Here is a 23199-nt window from a genome sequence, read left to right on the forward strand (position 1 = left end):
TGACTGTTCACTTTGCTCCGTTTTTTACTGTCCACTTTCACCGAATTTATGCATGATAGTTGAGTGGCTCGAACAGCCTTACCAATAATGTCCCCCCTCAACTGATCTCCTGCCCCTAAGGACACACCGTATACGCGACAAATACCAACTCCTGCTTTTTCAAAATCAAAGCTGTTCCCATTGGTAATACTTGTGAGAACAAGCCCTTTTTCATCGGTAGTTACATAGACGTAGGATCCTTTTGCGTTCGTAAAAAATCGAACCACATCTGGCACGCCATCCCCAACACAAATGTTGTTGTTACCAGTAATGTAGATGAATGAATAGCGTTGGCATGATTGAGCCTTGGCAAAAGTTGTTGCCATCAGGCACAGTAGACTAAACAATAATAAGCGGGTAAAAATGGGTAGATGATTCATGAAATTTTGGTTTGGATAATATTTCAAAATAATATTTCAAATTTAACCTTACTATTTTTCGTTTTTTAGCTCCTTATTTGCCGATGTCCTGCAAATGACATCGCACCCGTATTAAATCATTCAGAATGTCCCTGCACGGACTTAACAATGATTTTTCACTCGTTCCTAATAACAGCCCTAGTCAGTTGTTGAATGTCGCGTTGTCGGTAGTGTATTTATTTTATAATTTTTTCACACCTTATTGGTGTGTTTTCACAATAAAAACTAAACTAGCTATTCGGAAAATTGTTCTGGCTTTTGTCGTTATTTTTATCAAGATTTGAAAATATACCACACTTGCACAAGTTTGAAGGTGCTGTGTTCTAGCGAAAGGTAATGGTGTTGGGTTTTTTAGAAGACTTGCACCAGAGGAGCTACCAAAAAACGATTAGCGCTTAAAAGCTCCCCGCTGGCGTAAGTCTTTCACGCCAGCGAAGAATAAGCAGTGGTTTGAGGAAGTGGTTGGGGGTTAAAATTTATTTGGTGCAAATCGAAAATAGTAATCGTAACTGCGCTTTAGCAGTAGAAGCTGCCCATCCAGATCTAAAGACTTCAAAAAATAGGGTTCGGTCTCAAACTGACAATGGCCATAAACCAACTTTCCTAATTCAAAATTATCCGTTGATAAGGATAGCTCTTTAATGCTGAGGGGAATATTGATTTCATTAGAAAGACTGTCACCGGCTGATAGTTTCAATATTTTGTCGTACTTATAATATTCCCGGAATGAAGTGCTGATTTTTTTGTCTTTAATTATATGCGTGATGAATTGGTTACCAAAAATGGTTGAAATTCTGATGGTTAAAATACCTTGTTCTAAGGTTCCATTTGTAATCAAAATATCCTGCTTGGATACTGCAAGATTTTTGAGGTAATTTGGAACAACGATCTGCTTCAAATTTAAAGTATCTATGCTAAAATGCTTGATCAAGGCTGGGCCATTGCCATTCAATCCTTCATTTGTATCGAATTCTGCGGCGATCGATTGCCATTCAGAATTAAATGATTTTAATGCTGTTTTGTATTTTTCTTCAAGGTTAGGATCGATTGTAATGCTTTGCTTAGATGAACTGCACCCTTCCAGTAGGATCAAGAATAAAATAGGGAAAGTCAAACGCAGAGGTATTTTTTTCATGCGACGGAAAGGAGTTTAGGTTATGAAAAATGAGGGAATTTTTAAGAAAATTCCCTAAACTTACGTAAAAGCCTCATAATGAATCCTCCTGTACCTACTCCTCCATCGCTGCTACCTGCAAAAACTGCATCTCGTACAACTGTTTGTAATGCCCGTTTTCGTTGCGCAGCAACTCCTCGTGCGGGCCATATTCTTGTACTTCGCCTTTGTGCAGCACCAGAATATTGTCGGCATGCCGAATGGTGGATAAGCGGTGCGCAATGATAATTGAAGTCCGCTTGGCGATCATCGTTTCGATGGCGAATTGGATCACCGATTCCGATTCGGGGTCAATGGAAGACGTGGCTTCATCCAAAATCAAAATATCTGGCTCAAAAACCAGCGCACGCACAAAGGAAATCAACTGCCGTTGTCCCATCGAAAGCGTGGCCCCGCGTTCCATCACCTGATAATCGTAGCCTCCGGGCAGTTTTTCAATAAACTCGTGGGCACCAATCATTTTGGCCGCATTGATCACCTGTTCCCGGGTGATGGTTTCATCGCGCAGCGTAATGTTTTCGAGTACCGTACCGGCAAACAAAAACACGTCTTGCAACACCAGTGCTACCCTGCGCCGCAGGGCAAACAAATCGTAATCCCGAATGTCTACTCCGTCCACCTTGATGGCACCTTGTTGGATTTCGTAAAAACGATTGAGGATATTGATGATGGTAGACTTTCCAGAACCGGTGGCACCTACAATGGCCAGGGTTTCGCCTGGATTGATGTGGAAACTCACGTTTTTCAGGACGTAATCTTCTTCGTTGTAAGCAAACCAAACCTTGTCGAAATCAACTTCGCCATTCAACTTTTCTGGTTTATAACTGCCGTTTTGTTCCAGGTTTTCAGGGTCATCCAGCAAAGCAAAAACCCGATCTGCTGCTACCAAACCCATTTGCAAAGTATTGAACCGATCGGCCAGGGTGCGGATGGGGTTGAAGAGCATATTGAGGTAAATCGGAAACGCAACCAGTGAACCCATCGTCACTTCATCGGCAATCACGCCACGCGCGCCCCACCAAATCATCAGCCCCAGGGTTGCGGCAGCGATGATTTCGACTACGGCATAGAATACGGCGTAGTAAAAAACCGAATCGAGGTTGGCCGTGGTGTAGTCGCGATTGACCTCCCGAAATTTCTCGCCTTCCTGCTGTTCGGCATTGAAAATTTGTACGATGCGCATGCCCGAGATGCGTTCTTGCAAAAAGGAGTTCATGCGGGACACTTGCGTTCTCACATCTTGAAACGAACGCTTCACGTTTTTTTGAAAATAATAACTGGTCGCCATCAAAAACGGCAACGTCAGCAAACACGCCAGGGTGAGTTTCCAACTGGTGTAAAACATGATGGCCAGCACCACCACTAAGGTCAAAATATCGGCAATCATCGTGATCACCCCCTGCGAAAACACGGTATTGATGGTTTCCATATCGCTGATGGTGCGCGTAATGGAATTGCCCACGGGAGTGCGGTCAAAATAGCGCAACCGCAAACTCGTGATGTGCCGAAAAATACTCACCCGGAGATCGCGCACTACGCATTGCCCCAGCCAATTGGTGGCGTATTGAAATATGTACTGCAAAAAAGCATGAAAAAGTAAGGTAGTCAGAAAGATGATCGACATCGTACCCAATCCCTTCAGGTCGAGTTTGAAAATATGCTCATCCACCATCACTTGTACCAACCAAGGCCGCAAGGTACCCAGTGGGGCAAGCACGGTGGCCATTATCGCGGAGGCGATCATCACGCCTCGATAAGGTTTTGCCTGAGCCATTACCCGCCGCAGCAAGTAAAAATTGAACTTATTTTTGGGTTGATCGTTTGCCAAGATTGTATCGGGTTGGTGAACAAATAAGAATGACGCAAAAAATCGGGAAGTTGATTTTCTGCTTAAATAAGAAATAACACCTTAAACAGAAAAATTACTGCGTTTGGATGGGCAAAATTAATGTAGAATTGACTTATTTTCCTCAAAAAAATATTTTTGTTGATTAGACATCTAATTTTCAACTTTTGATCCGTTGTATGGATATGAAAACTGCACCTTACCTTAGTATTCCTTTTATCGCTTTGCTCTTTTGGGCTTGCTCAACTTCGCAAGAAGTGGCCGTTGGGGGAAATTCCTCCGTTCCACCTGCTCCAGATTATGTCCAGCCTTCCGCCTGGGCCGCCTTACCGGACAGGAAAGACGCCGCCGATGAAGTACCTGTGGGCATGGAAGACCACCAGCTGGATGGCAGAACGGATATTTTTTTTGTATACCCTACCATATATACGCAGCAACGGGAGGAAAATGACCCCTGGAATGCCGACATAGCTGATGCCAAACTGAACAAAAAAGTAGATGAGGGTACCATCCGTTTTCAGGCCAGTATCTTCAATGGTGTAGGCCGGGTTTATGCCCCTCGCTACCGACAGGCCAATATAAGTGCCTACTGGCTTCGTGACCAGGAGCTGCAAAAACGGGTTTTTGATGTCGCCTACGATGATGTACGCCGGGCTTTCCAGTATTACCTCGATCATTACAATCAAGGAAGACCCATCATCATTGCTTCCCATAGCCAGGGCACAACCCATACCCGGCGCTTGCTTAAAGAGTTTTTTGACACCACCGCTTTGCGTCAGCGCCTGGTAGTCGCCTATCTGATTGGGATGCCCATTGAAAAGGATTTTTTGCAAAATATTCCAGTTTGCGACAGCCCTGATCAAACCGGGTGCTTTTGTTCCTGGCGTACTTACTTGAAGGGGCACTATCCCGAGATTCACAAAAAGGGGAACAATATTGCCAACACAAATCCGTTAAACTGGTCGAGTGATACACTTTATGCCTCCCGTGAACTCAACAAAGGCGCTGTGTTGCGCAGTTTCAAAAAAATTATCCCAAAAGTATGCGATGCCCAGGTACACGATGGCCTGTTGTGGGTCAACAAGCCAAAATTTCCTGGAAGCTTCCTGTTTAATAATCCCAACTACCATATTGGTGATTTCAACCTTTTTTATCAGAATGTTAGGGAAAATGCGGCAACGCGGGTTTCTAGTTTTAAATTTTAAACCCTTAAAAAATCCAATACGAACCTGTTTATGGAAATTTATAGCCGAAAATCGCGGTGGAAAATTTATCTCGCTGGAGCCGGGGTGGCCATTCTTTTGATTTCCGTTTTTTATACCAATTACCTGTCCAAAGAGCTCGCCCAAGGCGAACAAAACCGGGTCGAAAACTTCGTATTGGCGCAAGATCAAGTCAATGACCCCTCCAAACAATTTGAAGACCTTTCTTTGCAGTTGCAAATTATGGAACGGAATACCACCATTCCCGTATTTGTAACCGATGAACGGGACAAGGTTCTTTTCCACGCCAATTTTGAAGATGGCATTAAGGACGAAGATGCTTACTTCAATCCCATCATTAAGAAAATGGAAAAGAGCGGGTTTGAACCCATCATCAGCGAAGGCAATAAAATATATTATCAGGAATCAACCTTGCTTCGCCAGTTGCGCTATTTTCCCTTGATTCAATTGATCCTCATTGCCGCATTTGTAGGGCTGGGGTATGCCGGCTTTAGCACCGAGCGGCGCAGCGAGCAAAACCGGGTTTGGGTGGGCATGGCCAAAGAAACCGCCCATCAATTGGGTACGCCCATTAGTGGTATTGTAGCCTGGTTGGAAAACCTGCGTGCCATGCGCGAGGAAGACGAAGAAGTTATTGAAATCGTTGACGAGTTGCGCACCGACGTAAGCCGCCTGGAACTCATCGCTGAGCGTTTTTCCAAAATTGGCTCTATTCCCTCTCTTGATCCCGTTAACATTTATTCCGAATTGGAGAAATGCCGCGCGTACATGCAGCGTCGGGCTTCCCGCAAAGTGCAGTTCAATTTTCCTGATCCAGAGAGCAAACCCCTGCGCGTGCGCCTCAATCCTCCTTTGTTTGATTGGGTGATCGAAAACCTGCTGCGCAATGCCCTCGATGCCATGGATGGAATAGGCAGCATTCAGGTCAACGTTACCGAAGAAGAACACGTGGTCAATATCGACGTGATCGATTCGGGAAAAGGCATTCCCAGTTCAAAATTCAAAACTGTATTTCAACCAGGATTTACCACCAAGAAACGCGGCTGGGGTCTGGGACTTTCCCTCTCCAAACGCATCATTGAAGAATACCACTCCGGAAAAATTTTCGTCAAAAAATCAGAAGAAGGAAAAGGAACTACTTTTTCTATTCGCTTGATTAAGGCGGCTTAACCTGAGCGTAAAATACAGATTCGGTTTTTCCAAAAATAACTTCTTATCTTTGCCATCCCTACCAATAAAACTGCAACTGGTACAACTTCATGTCCGTTTCAATCTATCACCGCATTGTCGTAAAAATTGGTTCCAACGTCTTGACCGATGAGCAAAGTCGACCCGATTTGGGACGCATTGCCCATTTGGTGGAGCAAGTGGCTTGGCTGCGCAGCCAAGGAGCAGAGGTTATCCTGGTTTCTTCGGGTGCAGTGGCCATGGGGCGATCTGCCTTGCCTCAGTTGAGCCATGTCAATCCTGTTTTGCGCCGGCAAGTTTGGGCTTCGGTAGGGCAGCCACGACTGATGCAGATTTACCAGCAACTTTTTGAGAACCAAAGCGCACATATCGCCCAATTGCTGGTGACCAAAGAAGATTTTCGCGACCGCGAACACTACCTCAACATGAAGGCTTGTTTGCAAGGCTTGTTGCGGGATGAGATCATACCCATCATCAACGAAAACGACGCGGTAGCGGTTACGGAATTGATGTTTACCGACAACGATGAGCTGGCTGGCCTCGTGGCGGCCGCAGTCAATGCCGATGCCCTGGTCATATTGAGCAATGTGGCCGGAATTTACGATGGGCATCCCAGCGACCCAAACAGCCAACTCATCCGCGAAATTGATCCCACCGATGGCCAGTTTCAACGCTTCATTCTGCCTTCTACTTCTTCTTTTGGGCGGGGTGGCATGAATACCAAATACCGCATTGCCCGCAAGGCGGCCATTTTGGGCGTGCATACCATTATTGCCAATGGGAAAAAGGACAACATCCTGCACGAAATCTGGAACCAAAGCGGAGCATACACCCTGTTTCCCAGCCAAAAGAAAACCTCCAATCTCAAAAAACGTTTGGCCTACCAAGGTGCTGAGACCAAAGGCAAAATCGTCATCAACGAAGGAGCCGCACAGGCTTTGCGTGCTGCCGAGCGGGTATCCAGTCTCCTACTCGTTGGCGTTACGGCAGTTGAAGGCGAGTTTGAGCGAGGCGATATTGTGGCCATTTTCTGTGGTGACGAAGAATTGGGCATCGGCATGGTGCAATACGGCTCAACTACTGCCCGCAAGTACCTGGGGCAAAAAGGCAAAAAAGCATTGGTGCACTACGATTACTTGCTGATTGGGTAGTTCTATTGTTGCATTGCTTTGAATTTCTTTTCCAGCTCCGACATCGGGTAGCGCTTCACCAGTTTGTACTCCAACAATTGATTGCCTACAAACTTGCGATAATGCACCCGTCCAATTCCTTTGGCATAAGTTTCATCTCCTGAATATGGAGGCGGAGCCCAAAGCCCGTTGTGGTGGTTTTCGACGGCTTCACGCAAGGAGAATTTGACGCAAGGGTATTTTTTGCCTTCTACTTCCAGCGTGGTTGCGCCCACATAGCGCCGATTTTTGATCAGCACATGTTTGTCAAGCGTATCCATTGCTGAGGCCCATTCCAGCCGCACCAAAAATACCCCGCTGGGTTCGCGTACAAAAAAGGGATAGGCGTTGCCTGCCACGATTTTAACCGGAACCTGCAATTGTTCGGGTTTACCCGTAGTATCTCTTTCGTAAAAAAAAATTTCTTCCAACAGCATGCCATTCCGCACCATTGCCTCCCGTGCGTGAATCTGTGGGCTCAAATCATCCGACCGATAAAGGGTACTGGTCAGGTAGGTTTTGCCATCCTGAATCAAAGAGCGATAGTACCAATAATCGGGAGCAATGGAGTCATTGCCAATGAAATCATACTCATATACCATGCCCTCGGTCAGCTCTTTTAGCGGGAAATAATAGTTGCGAATGTCTTCATAAGTGTCATTTTGGCGGTCGCAAGTCAACAACAGACTGCCAATAAGGAGCAAAAGGGCTGCAAAAAAACTTCTTCTCATGATGGTGTCAATCTTGTAAGTAAAAAAAAAGCATTTCTGCCAAAATGGCTCAGTATTTAAATTTCTGCAAATTTGGTACAAAATTGGGCGAATAAAAACACGAACCCAAAGAAAAAGCGAAATAGATAGCCAATGATCAATGGAAAATTTTAACCTGTAGATTGCAGTAAAGATTATTCGCCATCCATCATTCGTTAAACCGCCGTATCTTTGTGGTAATTTTGAGCTCAAATTTAAAACTAGAAGCTCATAACGTACAAATTACCCAACATGTTTGGTACTATTGGAAAAGCACTAACCAAGATCCTCGGCGGCACCAAGCACGAGCGAGACGTAAAGGGTCTTTCACCAGTTGTGGACGAAATCAACCGCATTGGTGAAGAACTTCGCGAATTCAGCAACGATGAGCTGCGGAATAAAACCCTGGAATTTCGGGAATTCATTGCCCAGCAATTGTCTGCAATCGATGAAGAAATCGAAGAACTCCACGTTAAAGCCGCTCAGGAAGAAGATCTTATCAAAAAAGAGCAATTCTTTAATGAGATTGACGAAGCACTGAAAGACCGCGATAAGCAGCTCGAATTAGCCCTCAAAGAAATTCTTCCCGAGGCTTTTGCCGTTTGTCGGGAAGCAGCACGTCGTTTCAAGGAAAATCCAACCCTGGAAGTAACAGCTACAGATCACGACCGCAACCTGGCCGCCAAAAATAAACGCTACATCACCATTAATGGCGACAAAGCCATCTGGAAAAACCAGTGGACTGCCGCTGGAGGCGAGATCACCTGGGACATGGTACACTACGATGTACAGCTCATTGGTGGTATGGTACTCCACGACGGAAAGATCGCCGAAATGGCTACAGGGGAAGGTAAAACCCTGGTGGCAACTTTGCCTGCTTACCTCAATGGTGTCGGCGGTCAAGGGGTACACATCGTCACCGTCAACGATTACCTGGCTCGACGGGACTCAGAATGGGTTGGCCCACTTTACGAATTCCTTTTTCTTACTGTAGATTGTATTGACAAGTACCAACCACATTCAGAAGAGCGCATCGCCGCTTATGAATGCGACATCACGTTTGGTACCAACAACGAATTTGGTTTCGACTACTTGCGCGACAACATGGTGCGTTCCGTAGAAGAAAAAGTGCAAGGCAAACACCATTACGCCATTGTGGATGAGGTGGACTCCGTATTGATCGATGATGCGCGTACGCCTTTGATCATTTCCGGGCCAGTGGGTTACACCACCGAAGACCAGGATTATGTAGACCTCAAGCCTGCCGTAGAGCGCCTCATCAACATGCAGCGCAAACTGGCTACTGAGTATTTGGCGCAAGCCCGCAAGCTGTACAACGAAGGGAAAATCGGCGTTGATGAAAGCCAATCGGGTATGTCGCTGTTGCGCTCCTACCGTGCATTGCCCAAGTCTCGCCCTTTGATAAAATTCTTGGGCGAAGAGGGGGTGAAGGTACACTTGCAAAGAACCGAAAACCACTACATGCAGGAGCAATCCAAGCACATGCACCTGGTGGATGCGGAGTTGTACTTTACCATCGATGAAAAAAACCGCCAGGTAGAACTCTCCGATAAAGGGGTAGAATACCTGACCCAGGGTAGCTCTGATCCTGATTTTTATATTTTGCCCGATTTGGCCACCGAGTTGATGGAAATTGACCAGGATGCTAATTTGACCAAAGAGGAAAAAATCGATGCCAAGACCAAGCTGTCTCAGGATTTTGCCCTCAAGTCACGCCGTTTGCACGCCATCAACCAATTGCTCAAAGCTTACACCATCTTCGAAATTGACGAAGATTATGTAGTGATGGACGGTGAAGTGAAAATCGTAGACGAGCAAACGGGGCGTATGATGGAAGGCCGCCGCTACTCGGATGGACTACACCAAGCCTTGGAAGCCAAGGAAAACGTAAAGGTGGGCGAAATCACCCAAACTTACGCCACGGTTACGCTTCAGAACTTCTTCCGGATGTACCACAAACTGTCGGGTATGACGGGTACTGCCGAAACCGAAGCCAAAGAATTGTGGGACATCTACAAACTCGACGTAGTGGTTATCCCCACCAACCGCCCCATGACCCGTAAGGACATGGACGATTTGGTGTTCAAAACGTCCAAAGAAAAATACGACGCGGTCATCGATGAAATTGTCAGCCTCAGCAACGCAGGGCGGCCCATTCTGGTGGGCACCACTTCGGTCGACATTTCTGAAAAACTAAGCCGCTTGTTGCGAATGCGCAACATCGACCACAACGTACTCAACGCAAAACAGCACCAACGCGAAGCCGAAATCGTAGCCGAAGCAGGCCGTCCAGGTAAAGTGACCATTGCCACCAACATGGCTGGTCGGGGTACGGACATCAAGATTTCTGCCCAAGTGAAAGAAGCAGGTGGTTTGGCCATCATCGGTACCGAGCGCCACGAATCGCGCCGGGTCGACCGCCAGTTGCGGGGTCGTGCTGGTCGCCAGGGTGATCCGGGTACTTCTCAGTTTTACGTATCCCTGGAAGACAGCTTAATGCGCTTGTTTCAATCCGAACGTATTGCCGGATTGATGGACCGCATGGGACACAAGGAAGGAGACGTGATCCAGCACAGCATGGTCACCAAATCCATCGAGCGGGCGCAGAAAAAAGTAGAAGAAAACAACTTCGGTATCCGCAAGCGCTTGTTGGAGTACGATGACGTCATGAACGTTCAACGGGAAAGCATCTACAAAAAACGCGACAACGCCCTTTATGGCGAGCGCCTTTCTGTAGACCTCTATACCAGCTTTGAATCGATGGTGGAAAACCTGGTCATGCTGCATCGTCAGGCTGGAAACTTTGATACTTTCCGCCGTGAATCGATTAGTATGCTGGGCCTCGATCCTGAATTCGAAGCCAAGTTTTTCATGGATTCTCCTCTGCAAGAGGTTGTTGCAGCTTACTTCCAGCAATTCAATACATTCTACCAGCGCAAATCGGAGCACATCATCGAATTGTTGTTGCCCCAAATCCAGGATGTGTACAACAACCAGGGGCATATTTACAAGCGGATTGTGATTCCGTTTACGGATGGCAGTTCGCACCCTTACTCCGTAACGGCAGACCTGGAGGATGCAGTAAAATCCAAAGGTAAAACCATAGTTCGGGACATCGAGCGCACTGTAACCCTTGCCATCATCGATGAAAAGTGGAAGGAACACCTGCGCAACATGGACGAACTCAAGGATTCGGTGCAAGCCGTAACCTTTGCCCAAAAAGATCCCTTGGTTGAATACAAAATCAAAGGCTACGATTTGTTCCAGGACATGTTTATGGAGGTAAACCAATTGGTGACCAGTTACTTGTCAAAAGGCACCCTGGTTTTCTCGGATGGAACCACCCTGGAGCAAGCCCGTGAGCAACGCGCTCAGGAAGTCTCTCGTACTCAAACCAACCGGAATGAAAAAGAAGATCCTCGCCGCCGCGCTATGGCTGAAGCCAGCAGTGCTCCGAAGGAAAAGGTATCACCCATCCGCAAGGATCCTAAAATTGGGCGCAATGACCCCTGTCCTTGTGGCAGTGGCAAGAAATACAAACAATGTCACGGAAAGTAAGCAGTTGTGAGTTATGAGTTATGAATGATGAGTTATGAGCTGGAAACAACTCATAACTCATAACTCATCATTCATAACTCTTAGCTCCTGGCTCATAACTCAAAACAATTTATGTTCGACGCGCTTTTGGTAAATAGAGAACTAGACGACGACAGTGATTTCCTCCCCATGCTTTCCATGGACGAGGGCCAGGATACCATCGCCGACGATCAATATCCTGGCTTTTTGCCGATATTGGCACTTAAGAATACTGTACTTTTTCCCGGAGTAGTCATTCCTATAACGGTAGGACGCGATAAATCGATTCGAGCCATCAACGAGGCTTATGAATCCGCCAAATTGATTGGAGTATTGTCACAACGCGACGTCAAGGTGGAAAACCCTGGGGCCGAAGACCTCTATCAAATCGGAACAGTTGCGCAAATCATCAAAATTTTGCGCATGCCCGACGGCACCACCACGGCTATTTTGCGCGGGCAAAAGCGTTTTGAGTTGGGAGACATGCTCCGCGAATCCCCCTTCATGGAGGGTTCTATTCGGATATTGCCCCATCCAGAAGACATCGATACACTTGAATTCGAAGCGCAAATTTCCACCATCATGGATTTGTCGCACCGGATTGTAGAGCTTTCTCCCAATATTCCACAAGAGGCCATCGCCATGTTGCGCAGCATTCAGGACAATTCCTTTTTGCTGAATTTTATCTCTTCCAACATGAATTCCAAGGTTGAGGTAAAGCAACAAATTTTGGAATACAACGACTTGAGCCAAAAGGCATCCCTGGTCATCCATGAAATGGGTACCCAACTGCAATTGTTGGAACTGAAAGATAAAATTGAAACGAGGGTACGTGGTGATCTAGAAAAACAACAGCGGGATTATTTCCTGAGCCAACAGCTCAAGACCATCCAGGAAGAATTGGGTCAAAATCCGCAGGAAGAAGACGTAAATTCTTTGGAGGCCAAGGGGAAAGCCAAGCAGTGGTCAGAATCTGCCGCAAAACATTTCGAGAAGGAACTGACCAAACTCCGCAGGATGAATCCACAGGTGGCCGAATACTCGATCCAGTTGAACTACCTGGAATTGATGATCGATCTGCCTTGGCAACAATATTCTGAAGACAATTTTAACCTCAAACGGGTCAAAAAGGTACTGGATCACGATCACTTTGGCCTCGAAAAAGTTAAAGAACGGATCCTGGAACACCTGGCGGTACTCAAGCTCAAAGGCGATATGAAGGCGCCCATCTTGTGTCTGGTAGGCCCTCCGGGAGTCGGTAAAACCTCTTTGGGCAGGTCAATTGCTACGGCTCTGGATCGGGAATTTGTCCAAATGTCTTTGGGTGGCTTGCACGATGAAAGTGAAGTTCGCGGACACCGCAAAACCTACATTGGCGCACTCCCTGGTCGCATTATCCAATCGATGAAAAAAGCTGGCAGCGGCAATCCAGTATTTTTGCTTGACGAAATCGATAAGGTTGGCCGCGATTTTCGGGGCGACCCCAGCTCTGCGTTGTTGGAGGTGTTGGATCCATCCCAAAACGACCATTTTCACGACAATTACCTGGAGGTGGATTATGATTTGAGCAAAGTATTGTTCATCGCTACGGCCAATGGTTTGAGTACCATTCAGCCACCACTGCTCGATCGGATGGAAATCATTGAAATCAGTGGTTATTCCATGGAAGAAAAAGTGGAAATTGCCAAGCGCCACCTCATCCCAGAGCAACTGAAAGAGCACGGTCTCAAGGCCAGTCAGGTGAAATTTGGCAAAAAAGCCTTGAAGAAAATTGTGCAGGAATACACCCGCGAATCGGGCGTTCGCTCGCTCAATCGCCAAATTGCCGCGATAATGCGCCACGTTGCCAAGGAGGTCGCGATGGATGAAACTTCCAATCCCAATATCGACGAAACGGAAGTAGCCAGCATCCTGGGCATCAAGCCTTATACATCAGAGTTGTACAAAGAAGTTCCTTCTCCTGGTGTAGCAGTTGGTCTGGCCTGGACTCAAATGGGTGGCGAAATTCTTTTTGTGGAATCCAGCGTAAGCAAAGGCACTGGTCGCATGATTCTGACCGGAAACCTCGGAGAGGTGATGAAAGAATCGGCAACTACGGCCATGAGTTTCATCAAAGCCCACGCCGAAGAACTGGGCGTGGATACCGAAAAAATTGAAAAAAGCGACGTACACGTCCACATCCCCGAAGGCGCTATCCCCAAAGATGGCCCATCAGCAGGAGTGACCATGCTTACGGCACTCGCTTCCATCTTTACGGGCAAACCCGTTAAGCCATTTTTGGCCATGACTGGCGAAATCACGCTGCGAGGAAAGGTTTTGCCGGTAGGCGGAATCAAGGAAAAAATCCTGGCGGCCAAACGGGCAGGCATGAAAGAAATCATCCTATGCAAAGAAAACCGTCGCCATGTGGAAGACATCAACACCGATTACATCAGTGGTTTGAAATTCCACTATGTCGGGAATATGCAGGAAGTATTGGCGCAGGCAATTGCCTAAGCATTAACTTCAATTAGTGAATACATTAACGCTTCGGCTCAGTGCATTTTTGTTGCACTGAGCCGATTTTTTTTTCAAATGATAGTTTGTACAGCGCAATTTTAGACTTGGCAATTCAGATGACAAATGCAGGTTTCTTAATTTACTTTTCACAACCATTTCTGCTTTCCACAGTTGAACTTTTAACAATTTACCAAAACCAAACCATTATGAATCAAGTTGTCCACATTTCCCCACGTGGCTGGCGAGCCTTCAGCCGCAGCCTTTTTCTTCTCTTGTTAAGTTTTACTTTTTTTTCGGTATTGCAGGCACAAAGCTCTTGCCTGGCCAATTTTGGCCGTTTGGGCAATCTTAAAGTGTGCCAAACCACAACCACTGCCAGCATTCAGGCTGACGAGGTTGCGGCGCCAGTAGTTCCTGCTGGCTACAGTGTATTGTATGTACTGACCAAAGGCGATAGCCTGAAGATCCAAAGAGTAAGCCGATTCCCCTTCTTCAAAGTACAACCGAACGACCTCTACACGATCCACACCCTGGTGTACAATCCTACAACGCTGGATCTGAGCATCGTGAAGCCAGGTATTACTACCGGTTTTGATGTCAACAAATTACTGATTCAAGGTGGCGGCAAAATTTGTGCAGCCCTGGACGTAGCCGGAGCAAAATTCAGCTTTGGTGCTTGTACCGATCCATGCTTTGCTAAAGCAGGAACTTTGCGCGCTGAAACCAAAGCTTGCCTGGATGGAGACACCGTACGTTTGCGTGCCTCTATAGCCACTGCTCCAATTGTACCCGATAGCTTCCAGGTAGCCTATGTTCTGACGCGCAGTGATAGTCTGGTGATCATCAATGCAGGTGCCAAGCCTGAATTTGTGGTCAACAGAGTTGGCAAATACACGATCCACACCCTGGTTTACAATCCTAAAAGCCTGAATTTGGCGATTGTAAGACTTGGTGTTACCACCGGTTTTGATGTCAACAAATTGCTGGTACAAGGTGGCGGCAGCATTTGCGCAGCGCTGGACGTAGCAGGTGCAAAGTTTGATGTCACTGCTTGCCCTTGTGTTGCATCAACCGGAACACTGCGTGCGGTTAGTGGTGCTTGTTTGCAAGACGGCAAAGCGCGTTTGCAGGCCATCCAGACTTCTCGTCCAAATGTACCAAATGGTTACAAATTGGCTTATGTACTGACCCGCAGCGACAGTCTGGTGATCATTGGCACCAGTGCAACTCCTGAGTTTACGGTGACCCGCGCAGCTCGTTACACGATCCACACTTTGGTATACAATCCGGCTACCCTGAATTTGGGCATTGTGAGACCAGGTGTTACTACCGGTTTTGACGTCAACAAATTATTGATTCAAGGTGGTGGCAAAATTTGCGCCGTGCTGGATGTAGCAGGTGCCAAATTTGATATCTCTGCAACGCCTTGTTGCTCTGCCAAAGCAGGAACTTTGCGCGCTGATTCCAAGGTTTGTCTGGAAGGAGACACCGTGCGTTTGCGCGCCACTGTTGCTACTGCTCCCTTTATCCCGGATAGCTTCCAGGTAGCCTACGTGTTGACCCGCGGTGATAGTCTGGTGATCATCAATGCAGGTGCCAAGCCTGAATTTGTGGTCAACAGAGTTGGCAAATACACGATCCACACCCTGGTTTACAATCCTAAAAGCCTGAATTTGGCGATTGTAAGACTTGGTGTTACCACCGGTTTTGATGTCAACAAATTGCTGGTACAAGGTGGCGGCAGCATTTGCGCAGCGCTGGACGTAGCAGGTGCAAAGTTTGATGTCACTGCTTGCCCTTGTGTTGCATCAACCGGAACACTGCGTGCGGTTAGTGGTGCTTGTTTGCAAGACGGCAAAGCGCGTTTGCAGGCCATCCAGACTTCTCGTCCAAATGTACCAAATGGTTACAAATTGGCTTATGTACTGACCCGCAGCGACAGTCTGGTGATCATTGGCACCAGTGCAACTCCTGAGTTTACGGTGACCCGCGCAGCTCGTTACACGATCCACACTTTGGTATACAATCCGGCTACTCTGAATTTGGGCATTGTGAGACCAGGCATAACTACAGGTTTTGACGTCAACAAATTATTGATTCAAGGTGGTGGCAAAATTTGCGCTGTGCTGGATGTAGCCGGTGCCAAATTTGATGTCTCTGCAGTTGCATGCTGTACGGCCAAAGCAGGTACTTTGCGTGCCTTTGGATCTGCTTGTTTGACCAATGGGAGTGCTACGTTGAGTGCGGCTATCAGTCAGTTGCCTACAATTCCTGCGGGTTATCGCTTGCTGTATGTCCTGACTTCTGGTGACAAACTGGTGATCGAGCAGGTCAATAACTTGCCGGTATTTATTGTTAAAAAGACGGGTAAATTTACCATCCATACTTTGGTGTACAATCCAACAACCTTGGATTTGGGCATTGTCAAATTTGGTCAGACTACGGGTGTTGATGTCAATGGCTTGTTGGTTCAAGGCGGCGGCAAAATCTGTGCTGCACTGGATGTCGCTGGTGCACCATTCAACGTAGTGGAGTGTGCTTGTACGGTGAGTGTAGGTCGCATTGCGCCACAACCCATCAATTGCTACAACGGATTGCGTGCAGTTCGCCTCAAAGCCAGCATCCTGCACCAGCCAAGCGGCCCTAGCGGATACCGTTCCATCTGGGTTTTGACTGAAGGCGAAAGCTTAGTCATTCAGGCGGTAAATACACACTCTCCGGAGTTCTATGTAAGTCGTACTGGAAAATTCCGCATCCACACTTTGATTTACAACCCTGCAACCCTTGACTTGAGCATTGTCAAGTTGGGCAAAACCACTGGTTTTGATGTCAATGGTTTGCTGGTACAAGGTGGCGGCAGCATTTGTGCGGGATTGGATGTGGCAGGCGCTGCGTTTGAAATCAAGCGTTGCAATAGTGTCACCTTTGGCGAGTTGCAGGGTTCGAACTTGTTTCCCAACCCCGCTCAAAATGCATTGAATGTGCAATTGAGCAACAAGAACGGAGCTGTTTCGGTAGAAATCGTTGACCTGAACGGTAAACTGATGCAACGCCATGCGTTTGAATCAGGCATTACTCAAGCGGAACTCGACGTAACCAACCTTTCTGCTGGTATGTACTTCGTACGCATCAATGCGGAAGGACAGGCTGGAGAAATGCTGAAATTTACAAAGCAGTAACGATGTAGCTTAAATCTTGGAAAAGATAAATATTGTAGCGGGATTTGTGGCATTGTCACAAATCCCGCTGCTTTTTTTGAGTAAAGTCACACTTCTGAACATTTTTTATTCCTCAAAATGCCGCCAACCCTGGGCTTTCAAAGCATGAATATTCCCCCCTTTGGTGTGCAGTTTAAGTCCATCTTTGGCTTCCACAATCTCCCCAGAAATATAGATATCGGGTAAAAAGCGGATTTTGTCCACATCCTTGGGATTGATGGTGAAGAGTAGCTCGTAATCTTCGCCTCCGCTCAGGGCACAAGTAGTAGGGTCAAGACCAAATTTTATGGCCTGCATTTCGGTATCTGGATGAATGGGGATGCCGCTCTCTTCCAGGAAAGCACCAACGCCAGATTGGGTGCAGAGGTGAAACAATTCCGAAGCCAACCCATCTGAAATATCGATCATGGAAGTAGGCACGAGTTGGTTCTTTTCAAACATCTCGATGATGTCTTTCCGCGCTTCGGGTTTCAGTTGACGACCGATGATGTAGTTTTGTGCTTCCAGGTCTGGTTGAATGCCCGGGTTGGAAAGGTACAATTGCTTTTCCCGCTCCAGGATCTGCAAGCCGAGATAGGCCGCACCTAGGTCGCCGGTAATGCAAACCAAATCACCTACTTTAGCGGTATTGCGGTATACAATTTTTTCCGCCTTGCCTTGTCCTATCGCGGTAATGGACAAAATCATTCCTCGTTGCGAAGAACTGGTATCTCCGCCCACCAAATCCACGGCATAGTGTTGACATGCCAAACGGATGCCTTCGTACAACTCTTCCAAAGCCTCCAGCGAAAAGCGGTTGCTCAAGGCCATACTCACGGTAATCTGCTTGGGCTGGGCATTCATAGCGTAAATGTCAGACACATTGACCGCCACAGCTTTGTAACCCAGGTGCTTGAGGGGCATGTACATCAAGTCGAAATGGATGCCTTCTACCAACATATCGGTGGATACAACAGTCAGGTAGCCGGAATTGTCGATCACGGCAGCATCGTCGCCTACGCCTTTGAGCGAGGAACTATTTTGTAGCGGAAATTGACGAGTGAGGTGCTCAATGAGGCCAAATTCGCCAAGGGAATTGATATCGGTGCGTGGTTCTGCTTGGTCTTGCATGAATGGTGTTTGGTGTACAACAAGTCTATTTAAGGCTGAACCAATCGATCCAGAAAGCTTTTTGCCCGCTGAACGCTGTCTTCGCCTTCTTTTTCAGCCAATTTTACTGCTTTTTCAGCTGCAACTTTTGCTTCGGGGATTTTTCCTTTGGTGACCAGCAAATCGGCCAGACTGAGGGCATAAATGGATTGGGTGCTTTTTTCGGAAGCCACTTTCATCAATTCAATTGCTGTATCCAGGGCATCGGGTGCTGCGCTGCTGCGTTTTTTTAACTCAAAAGCTACCGTGCGCAATTCTGCCACTGGCTCGTTGGCAGCAGCTTTGGCATATGCTTTGGCGGCTTTCATGTAGTCTTTGCTGTTGTCTTGTTTGTTGGCCAATTCCATGTCCATCCGTGCCGCAAAAGCCTGGGCGCGATCTGGCACGTTGGCCTGCATTTTCTTTTTGGCCTCTTTGAGCAATTCTTCGTTTTGCATGGTGATGCCCTTTTGAGCAGTAGCCTTGCAAGCGGCCAGTATTTTATTTTTTACGGCTTCTTCACCACCTACCAACGGAGCAATTGCAGTGCGGTTTTGCACCAATAATTCAAATGCGCGGCTGTCGGCTTCATTGGTGCCCTCAAAAATGATTTTGCGGCTGAGTTCGGAGTTGAGGTCTTTTTGGTTGCGCAGGTAATCGTTCACGATCCGAGGATTGGGTTTGCCCAGGCGGCCCAATGCCCGCACGTACTTGTACACCAGTTCAGGACTGCGGTCGCCAGCATCGTATTTTTTGGCAAACTCATCCATATTGTCTACCCGACCGAGGGCACTTTTACCTTCTTTGATGAATTCTTCTACTTGCTTGGCGCCGACAATCCGCTTGATCACCTTGCCATCGCTGCCGATGAAATACAAAGTCGGGTAAGCCGAGACGGGGTACGTTTTTTGAAATTTGGTACCTTCTGGCTGCTCCATGTCAATTTTCATGCTGACAAAGTTCTCATTGAAAAAAGCGCCTACTTCTTCGTTGGTAAACACGCTTTTTGACATCATTTTGCAAGGTCCGCACCAGGTGGTGAATGCGTCTACAAAAATGGGTCTTTCCTGTTTTTTGGCTTCGGCAATGGCCTCGTCCCAGGTGCCGTGAAAAAACTCAATGCCTTGCCCAATCGCTGCACTCAGCAGCATCGTGGATACCACGAGTGTAGAAATCATTTTTTTCATAGAATCATTTTTTTGTCGCTTCAAAGCGTGGAATGATGTAAGTAAAGCTGAAAAATTAACTTCCCGATTTTGGGTTTATTGTTGCTGTTGTTCAAACTGCTCAATGAGTTGCTGATCCGTAACGCCTCTTTTTAGGTTGGTTACCAGTACCTGAGCATCTTTGACCATGGGATGTTCGGGATACTTTTCCAAAAAGACTTCATAGTATTCAAGGGCTTTGTCTTTGTCTTTTAGCTCGTTTTCGGCTACAAAGCCTTGCATGAAAACGGCCTCTGCACTGCGGATGTATGGGCTGAAAGAGGTGCCAATCTGTCCCCACAAACCAATGGCCTCGTTGAATTTTCCAATAGCATGGCAAAGCTCTGCCGCACGAAACAAGTAAACCGGCGCCAGTGAATCTTGTGGAAACCTGCTGGCCAGGGCTTGTGCATTGCTTACAAACGCATTGACCCGAGTCGTATCTAATGCCTGATCAGGCTTTTGTCGCAAGGTGGTTTCCAACTCCGCCAGGGTACTTACCAATTCCGCCTGGGTTGCTTCATTTGCCGTTTGTGGTTTGGGCGTACAAGCGCAAAGGAGTGCTAGGGAAATTGCAAAAATGACTGTCCAAAATCCTTCCATAGAATAAAAATTAGCTCAAATTTACATAAAAAAATAACTTGAAGTCGAGTTGAATTATAGGCCAAACTCCAGGTAAATTTCTTTTAACTTCTTCTTAAGATTCTCCCCGTTAAACCAATCCTGCCTCACACCGTCTAAGCTTTCACAAACACAAATCGCTGAACATGGAAAAAATAAAACACCTCTACTGGCGCGCAGGTTTTGGCCTGAGTCCGGCAGAGTGGCAACAAAAAAAAGCATGGCCCATCAGCAAGGCCATAGAGGATTTGTTTACTCAATCCAGGAATGCAACCGTAGCCCTCCCGATTGCTGAAATTTCTTTGCCAGAAGACATGGAAAAAAAACGCGAAAATCGCGAGCAGTTTGAGCAGTTTTTGCGCGAAGAGAAACGTCGTATTTTTGAATACAACACCAATTGGGTATACCGCATGGCCAACCCTAAGGAAAGCGCACTTCTGGAACGCATGACCTTCTTTTGGCACGGCCATTTTGCCTGCAAGCCCGATTTTGGCAAGCTAAGCATGCAATACCTCAATACCTTACGCAAACATGCCCTAGGTAAATTCGGCGATATGCTTTTGGCCATCGCCCAAGACCCCGCGATGATCCGCTACCTGAATAACCAGCAAAACCGCAAGGAAAAACCCAATGAAAACTTCGCCCGGGAATTGATGGAACTCTTCACCCTTGGTCGGGGTCAGTACACTGAAAAAGACATCAAGGAAGCTGCCCGCGCCTTCACGGGTTGGTCTAGCGATTTGCGCGGCGATTACCTGTTTCGGCCAATGTGGCACGACTATGGCAGCAAAACTTTTTTTGGAAAAACGGGCACTTTTGATGGAAAAGACATCGTCAACATCATCCTGGAAAAACCCGAAACTGCACAGTTCATCGTGCGCAAAGTGTACAAGCACTTCGTCAACGAGCAAGTGGATGAAGTAAAAGTAAAAGAACTGAGCCAGCAATTTTTTCAATCGGGTTACGATATTTCAAAATTGATGCGCAGCATTCTATCCAGCGATTGGTTTTATGCACAGCAAAATATGGGCAACCGCATCAAATCGCCTATTGAGTTTACCGCAGGGTTGATGCGAACCACCGAAATGAAATTTGACCTACCAATGGGCATGCTGTTTATCCAACGTGCGCTGGGGCAAATTTTGTTCAATCCGCCCAATGTGGCAGGCTGGCCAGGAGGCAAAACCTGGATCGACAACTCAACCCTGATGTTACGGCTCAATCTTTCGGCATACCTCTTTAACGCAACCGAATTCAGCTTGCGCACCAAAGGGGAATTTGAAGACGAAATGCGCGAAAAGGGTGGACGGAGATTGAGCAATACCCTCAATTTGGCACCACTCAGCTCCAGCATCAAAGGCACCACAACCCAAGAAATAGCGACGGAACTGGCATCATACCTCCTGATGGCCCAACCCTCTCTGCCCATTGAAACCTACACCAGAGAATTGCCAGCTTCCGATCGTGAAACGATCATTCGCCAAATGACCTCCCGCTTGATGACTTTGCCTGAATATCAATTGTGCTAATTGTCCCAAATTGAAAAACATGAAAAGAAGGAATTTTTTGAAGCAATCGGGATTGGCAAGTACCGCTTTGATGATGCCTGCCTTCCTCAACGATATAGCCTTTGGCCAATTGATGGCACGGCGGAGTGGAAAAATCCTGGTAGTGGTGCAGTTTTCAGGGGGTAACGATGGCCTCAATACCATTGTGCCGTACCAAAACGACCTTTATTACCAAAACCGACCTAGCCTCGGTATCCCAAAAACTCAAGTGCTGAAGGTGAGCAGTGATTTGGGGTTCAATCCTGCATTACAAGCACTGCAAGGCTTATACGATGATGGCGTAATGAGCATTGTCAACAGTGTGGGATATCCCAACCCTGACCGCTCCCACTTTCGCTCGATGGATATTTGGCACACCGCCAGCGAAAGCACCGAGTACCTCAACTCTGGTTGGCTGGGGCGCTACCTGGACAGCAATTGTCAGGGCTGTGCTTCACCGTATCACGCCATTGAATTGGACGATACCCTGAGCCTGGCACTCAAAGGCAATCAACGCCGGGGATTTGCCATGAGCGACCCCGCCCAGCTCAAGCGGACCACCGACAATAAACTGCTGCAAGCGGTGAGCAAAACGCCCAGCGCCAACCACCAAGAAGAAAATGTAGCCTATTTGTACAAAACCCTGGTGGATACCCAGTCTTCCGCCGATTACCTGTTTGAAAAATCCAAAGTGTACCGTTCCACGATGGCTTATCCACAGAGTGAATTTGCCAAAGACTTGAAGATGATCTCGCAGTTGATCACTGCCGATACCGATACCAAGATTTATTATGCTTCCCTGACGGGCTTTGATACCCACGCCAACCAACGCAACCGCCAGGAGCGCTTGCTGCAACAATACGCAGAGGGGATGAAAGCGTTTGTGCAAGACCTGAAGCAAAACAACTTGCTCAACGATGTGCTGATTATGACCTTTTCAGAATTTGGTCGCCGAGTGAAACAAAACGCCAGCGTAGGTACCGATCATGGAACGGCCAATAACTTGTTTCTGATCGGAGGCAACCTCAAAAAAGCTGGTTTTTTCAATGCCCCTGCCAATTTGAGTGACTTGGATGAAGGCGACTTGAAGTACCAAATTGATTTTCGAGACATCTATACTACCTTGCTCAACAAATGGCTGGAAGCTCCAGCACCCCAAATTTTGGGACATTCGTTTAAAGGCCTGGACATTGTTTAATTCAATCAAAATACATCAACCATGAAACTGCTGAAAATCAGCTCCATCTTTGCTTGTCTGCTCTTTTTTGCCTTGAATTTGAGTGCCCAACGCGCTCGTGGGCCAATGATGAATATGGACTCGATGAGGGTCAAATTGAGCCTCAATGCCAATCAGGAAAAAGAGATCAAAGCCATAATCGACAATTACCGTCCCAAATTGAAGGATGCCCGTGACATCAACACCGAACAGGCCGCTCGGCGGGAAGCAATGGCCCCCTTGTTGCAAGCCATGCAGGAAGAGGTACGCGGCGTATTGAATGAGGAACAAAAGGCCAAATTGGATGCCATGAAAGCCAATCGCCCTAAAAAAGGAAAAGGTGCAGGGTCACAGAAGTAGT

The 23199-nt window shown here is 47.1% G+C and carries 16 protein-coding genes; 9 read left to right on the forward strand and 7 right to left on the reverse strand.

What is annotated here, in order from left to right; translation table 11 throughout:
• The 3 genes from ABW391_RS09760 to ABW391_RS09770 form a co-directional block, all read right to left on the reverse strand.
• The coding region (locus tag ABW391_RS09760) for a hypothetical protein (protein ID WP_353481668.1) at positions 1–419 on the reverse strand (419 nt) is incomplete at its 3' end.
• A gap of 508 nt (positions 420–927) precedes the next feature.
• Positions 928–1593 carry a hypothetical protein gene (locus tag ABW391_RS09765; RefSeq protein ID WP_353481669.1) on the reverse strand — a complete coding sequence of 222 codons (666 nt, stop codon included), beginning with the start codon at positions 1591–1593 and terminating at the stop codon, positions 928–930.
• 94 nt (positions 1594–1687) lie between these two features.
• A complete protein-coding gene (locus tag ABW391_RS09770; protein ID WP_353481728.1) occupies positions 1688–3406 on the reverse strand; it encodes an ABC transporter ATP-binding protein in 1719 nt (572 codons plus the stop codon).
• Positions 3407–3657: 251 nt separating this feature from the next.
• On the opposite strand from ABW391_RS09770, the gene ABW391_RS09775 reads away from it, so the two are divergent.
• The 3 genes from ABW391_RS09775 to proB all read left to right on the forward strand — a co-directional run bounded on the left by ABW391_RS09775 (position 3658) and on the right by proB (position 7040).
• On the forward strand, positions 3658–4683 hold the full coding sequence (locus ABW391_RS09775) for a DUF3089 domain-containing protein (RefSeq protein WP_353481670.1): 1026 nt from the start codon (positions 3658–3660) through the stop codon (positions 4681–4683).
• 30 nt (positions 4684–4713) lie between these two features.
• Positions 4714–5871: a sensor histidine kinase gene (locus ABW391_RS09780; protein ID WP_353481671.1), complete on the forward strand. Its 1158-nt coding sequence runs from the start codon at positions 4714–4716 to the stop codon at positions 5869–5871.
• A gap of 89 nt (positions 5872–5960) precedes the next feature.
• Positions 5961–7040, forward strand: a complete 1080-nt coding sequence (proB, locus tag ABW391_RS09785; RefSeq protein WP_353481672.1) for a glutamate 5-kinase — start codon at positions 5961–5963, stop codon at positions 7038–7040.
• Between the two features lie 2 nt (positions 7041–7042).
• Here proB and ABW391_RS09790 read toward each other — a convergent pair whose 3' ends face one another.
• Positions 7043–7789: a hypothetical protein gene (locus ABW391_RS09790; RefSeq protein ID WP_353481673.1), complete on the reverse strand. Its 747-nt coding sequence runs from the start codon at positions 7787–7789 to the stop codon at positions 7043–7045.
• A 270-nt stretch (positions 7790–8059) separates the two neighbouring features.
• Here ABW391_RS09790 and secA point away from each other — a divergent pair, with 270 nt between their 5' ends.
• From secA to ABW391_RS09805, 3 genes are all read left to right on the forward strand, one after another.
• Positions 8060–11386: a preprotein translocase subunit SecA gene (gene secA / locus ABW391_RS09795; RefSeq protein WP_353481674.1), complete on the forward strand. Its 3327-nt coding sequence runs from the start codon at positions 8060–8062 to the stop codon at positions 11384–11386.
• A gap of 111 nt (positions 11387–11497) precedes the next feature.
• Positions 11498–13900 carry an endopeptidase La gene (lon, locus tag ABW391_RS09800; protein WP_353481675.1) on the forward strand — a complete coding sequence of 801 codons (2403 nt, stop codon included), beginning with the start codon at positions 11498–11500 and terminating at the stop codon, positions 13898–13900.
• A 209-nt stretch (positions 13901–14109) separates the two neighbouring features.
• Positions 14110–17082 carry a T9SS type A sorting domain-containing protein gene (locus ABW391_RS09805; protein WP_353481676.1) on the forward strand — a complete coding sequence of 991 codons (2973 nt, stop codon included), beginning with the start codon at positions 14110–14112 and terminating at the stop codon, positions 17080–17082.
• Positions 17083–17187: 105 nt separating this feature from the next.
• On the opposite strand, the gene thiL is transcribed toward ABW391_RS09805, so the two are convergent.
• From thiL to ABW391_RS09820, 3 genes are all read right to left on the reverse strand, one after another.
• Positions 17188–18231 (reverse strand): thiamine-phosphate kinase, encoded by a 1044-nt coding sequence (gene thiL, locus ABW391_RS09810; protein WP_353481677.1) that lies wholly within the window; start codon positions 18229–18231, stop codon positions 17188–17190.
• Positions 18232–18260: 29 nt separating this feature from the next.
• Positions 18261–19436, reverse strand: a complete 1176-nt coding sequence (locus ABW391_RS09815) for a thioredoxin family protein (RefSeq protein WP_353481678.1) — start codon at positions 19434–19436, stop codon at positions 18261–18263.
• 75 nt (positions 19437–19511) lie between these two features.
• Positions 19512–20057, reverse strand: a complete 546-nt coding sequence (locus ABW391_RS09820) for a tetratricopeptide repeat protein (RefSeq protein WP_353481679.1) — start codon at positions 20055–20057, stop codon at positions 19512–19514.
• Positions 20058–20221: 164 nt separating this feature from the next.
• Here ABW391_RS09820 and ABW391_RS09825 point away from each other — a divergent pair, with 164 nt between their 5' ends.
• From ABW391_RS09825 to ABW391_RS09835, 3 genes are read left to right on the forward strand one after another with little or no spacing between them, the layout of a single operon-like run.
• Entirely contained in the window at positions 20222–21604 is a 1383-nt protein-coding gene (locus ABW391_RS09825; RefSeq protein ID WP_353481680.1) for a DUF1800 domain-containing protein, read from the forward strand.
• A gap of 19 nt (positions 21605–21623) precedes the next feature.
• The gene (locus ABW391_RS09830; RefSeq protein ID WP_353481681.1) at positions 21624–22820 is read left to right on the forward strand and encodes a DUF1501 domain-containing protein; all 1197 of its coding nucleotides are present in this window, start codon (positions 21624–21626) and stop codon (positions 22818–22820) included.
• Between the two features lie 21 nt (positions 22821–22841).
• On the forward strand, positions 22842–23198 hold the full coding sequence (locus tag ABW391_RS09835) for a hypothetical protein (RefSeq protein ID WP_353481682.1): 357 nt from the start codon (positions 22842–22844) through the stop codon (positions 23196–23198).
• The last annotated feature ends 1 nt before the right edge of the window (position 23199 follow it).

This window comes from Haliscomenobacter sp. (genome assembly GCF_040403615.1).
Classification (GTDB): Bacteria; Bacteroidota; Bacteroidia; order Chitinophagales; family Saprospiraceae; genus Haliscomenobacter.

Coding starts and splice junctions, on each gene's coding strand:
- ABW391_RS09765 (WP_353481669.1), bottom strand. CDS start 1,593: ATGAAAAAAATACCTCTGCGTTTGACTTTCCCTATTTTATTCTTGATC.
- ABW391_RS09770 (WP_353481728.1), bottom strand. CDS start 3,406: ATGGCTCAGGCAAAACCTTATCGAGGCGTGATGATCGCCTCCGCGATA.
- ABW391_RS09775 (WP_353481670.1), top strand. CDS start 3,658: ATGGATATGAAAACTGCACCTTACCTTAGTATTCCTTTTATCGCTTTG.
- ABW391_RS09780 (WP_353481671.1), top strand. CDS start 4,714: ATGGAAATTTATAGCCGAAAATCGCGGTGGAAAATTTATCTCGCTGGA.
- proB (WP_353481672.1), top strand. CDS start 5,961: ATGTCCGTTTCAATCTATCACCGCATTGTCGTAAAAATTGGTTCCAAC.
- ABW391_RS09790 (WP_353481673.1), bottom strand. CDS start 7,789: ATGAGAAGAAGTTTTTTTGCAGCCCTTTTGCTCCTTATTGGCAGTCTG.
- secA (WP_353481674.1), top strand. CDS start 8,060: ATGTTTGGTACTATTGGAAAAGCACTAACCAAGATCCTCGGCGGCACC.
- lon (WP_353481675.1), top strand. CDS start 11,498: ATGTTCGACGCGCTTTTGGTAAATAGAGAACTAGACGACGACAGTGAT.
- ABW391_RS09805 (WP_353481676.1), top strand. CDS start 14,110: ATGAATCAAGTTGTCCACATTTCCCCACGTGGCTGGCGAGCCTTCAGC.
- thiL (WP_353481677.1), bottom strand. CDS start 18,231: ATGCAAGACCAAGCAGAACCACGCACCGATATCAATTCCCTTGGCGAA.
- ABW391_RS09815 (WP_353481678.1), bottom strand. CDS start 19,436: ATGAAAAAAATGATTTCTACACTCGTGGTATCCACGATGCTGCTGAGT.
- ABW391_RS09820 (WP_353481679.1), bottom strand. CDS start 20,057: ATGGAAGGATTTTGGACAGTCATTTTTGCAATTTCCCTAGCACTCCTT.
- ABW391_RS09825 (WP_353481680.1), top strand. CDS start 20,222: ATGGAAAAAATAAAACACCTCTACTGGCGCGCAGGTTTTGGCCTGAGT.
- ABW391_RS09830 (WP_353481681.1), top strand. CDS start 21,624: ATGAAAAGAAGGAATTTTTTGAAGCAATCGGGATTGGCAAGTACCGCT.
- ABW391_RS09835 (WP_353481682.1), top strand. CDS start 22,842: ATGAAACTGCTGAAAATCAGCTCCATCTTTGCTTGTCTGCTCTTTTTT.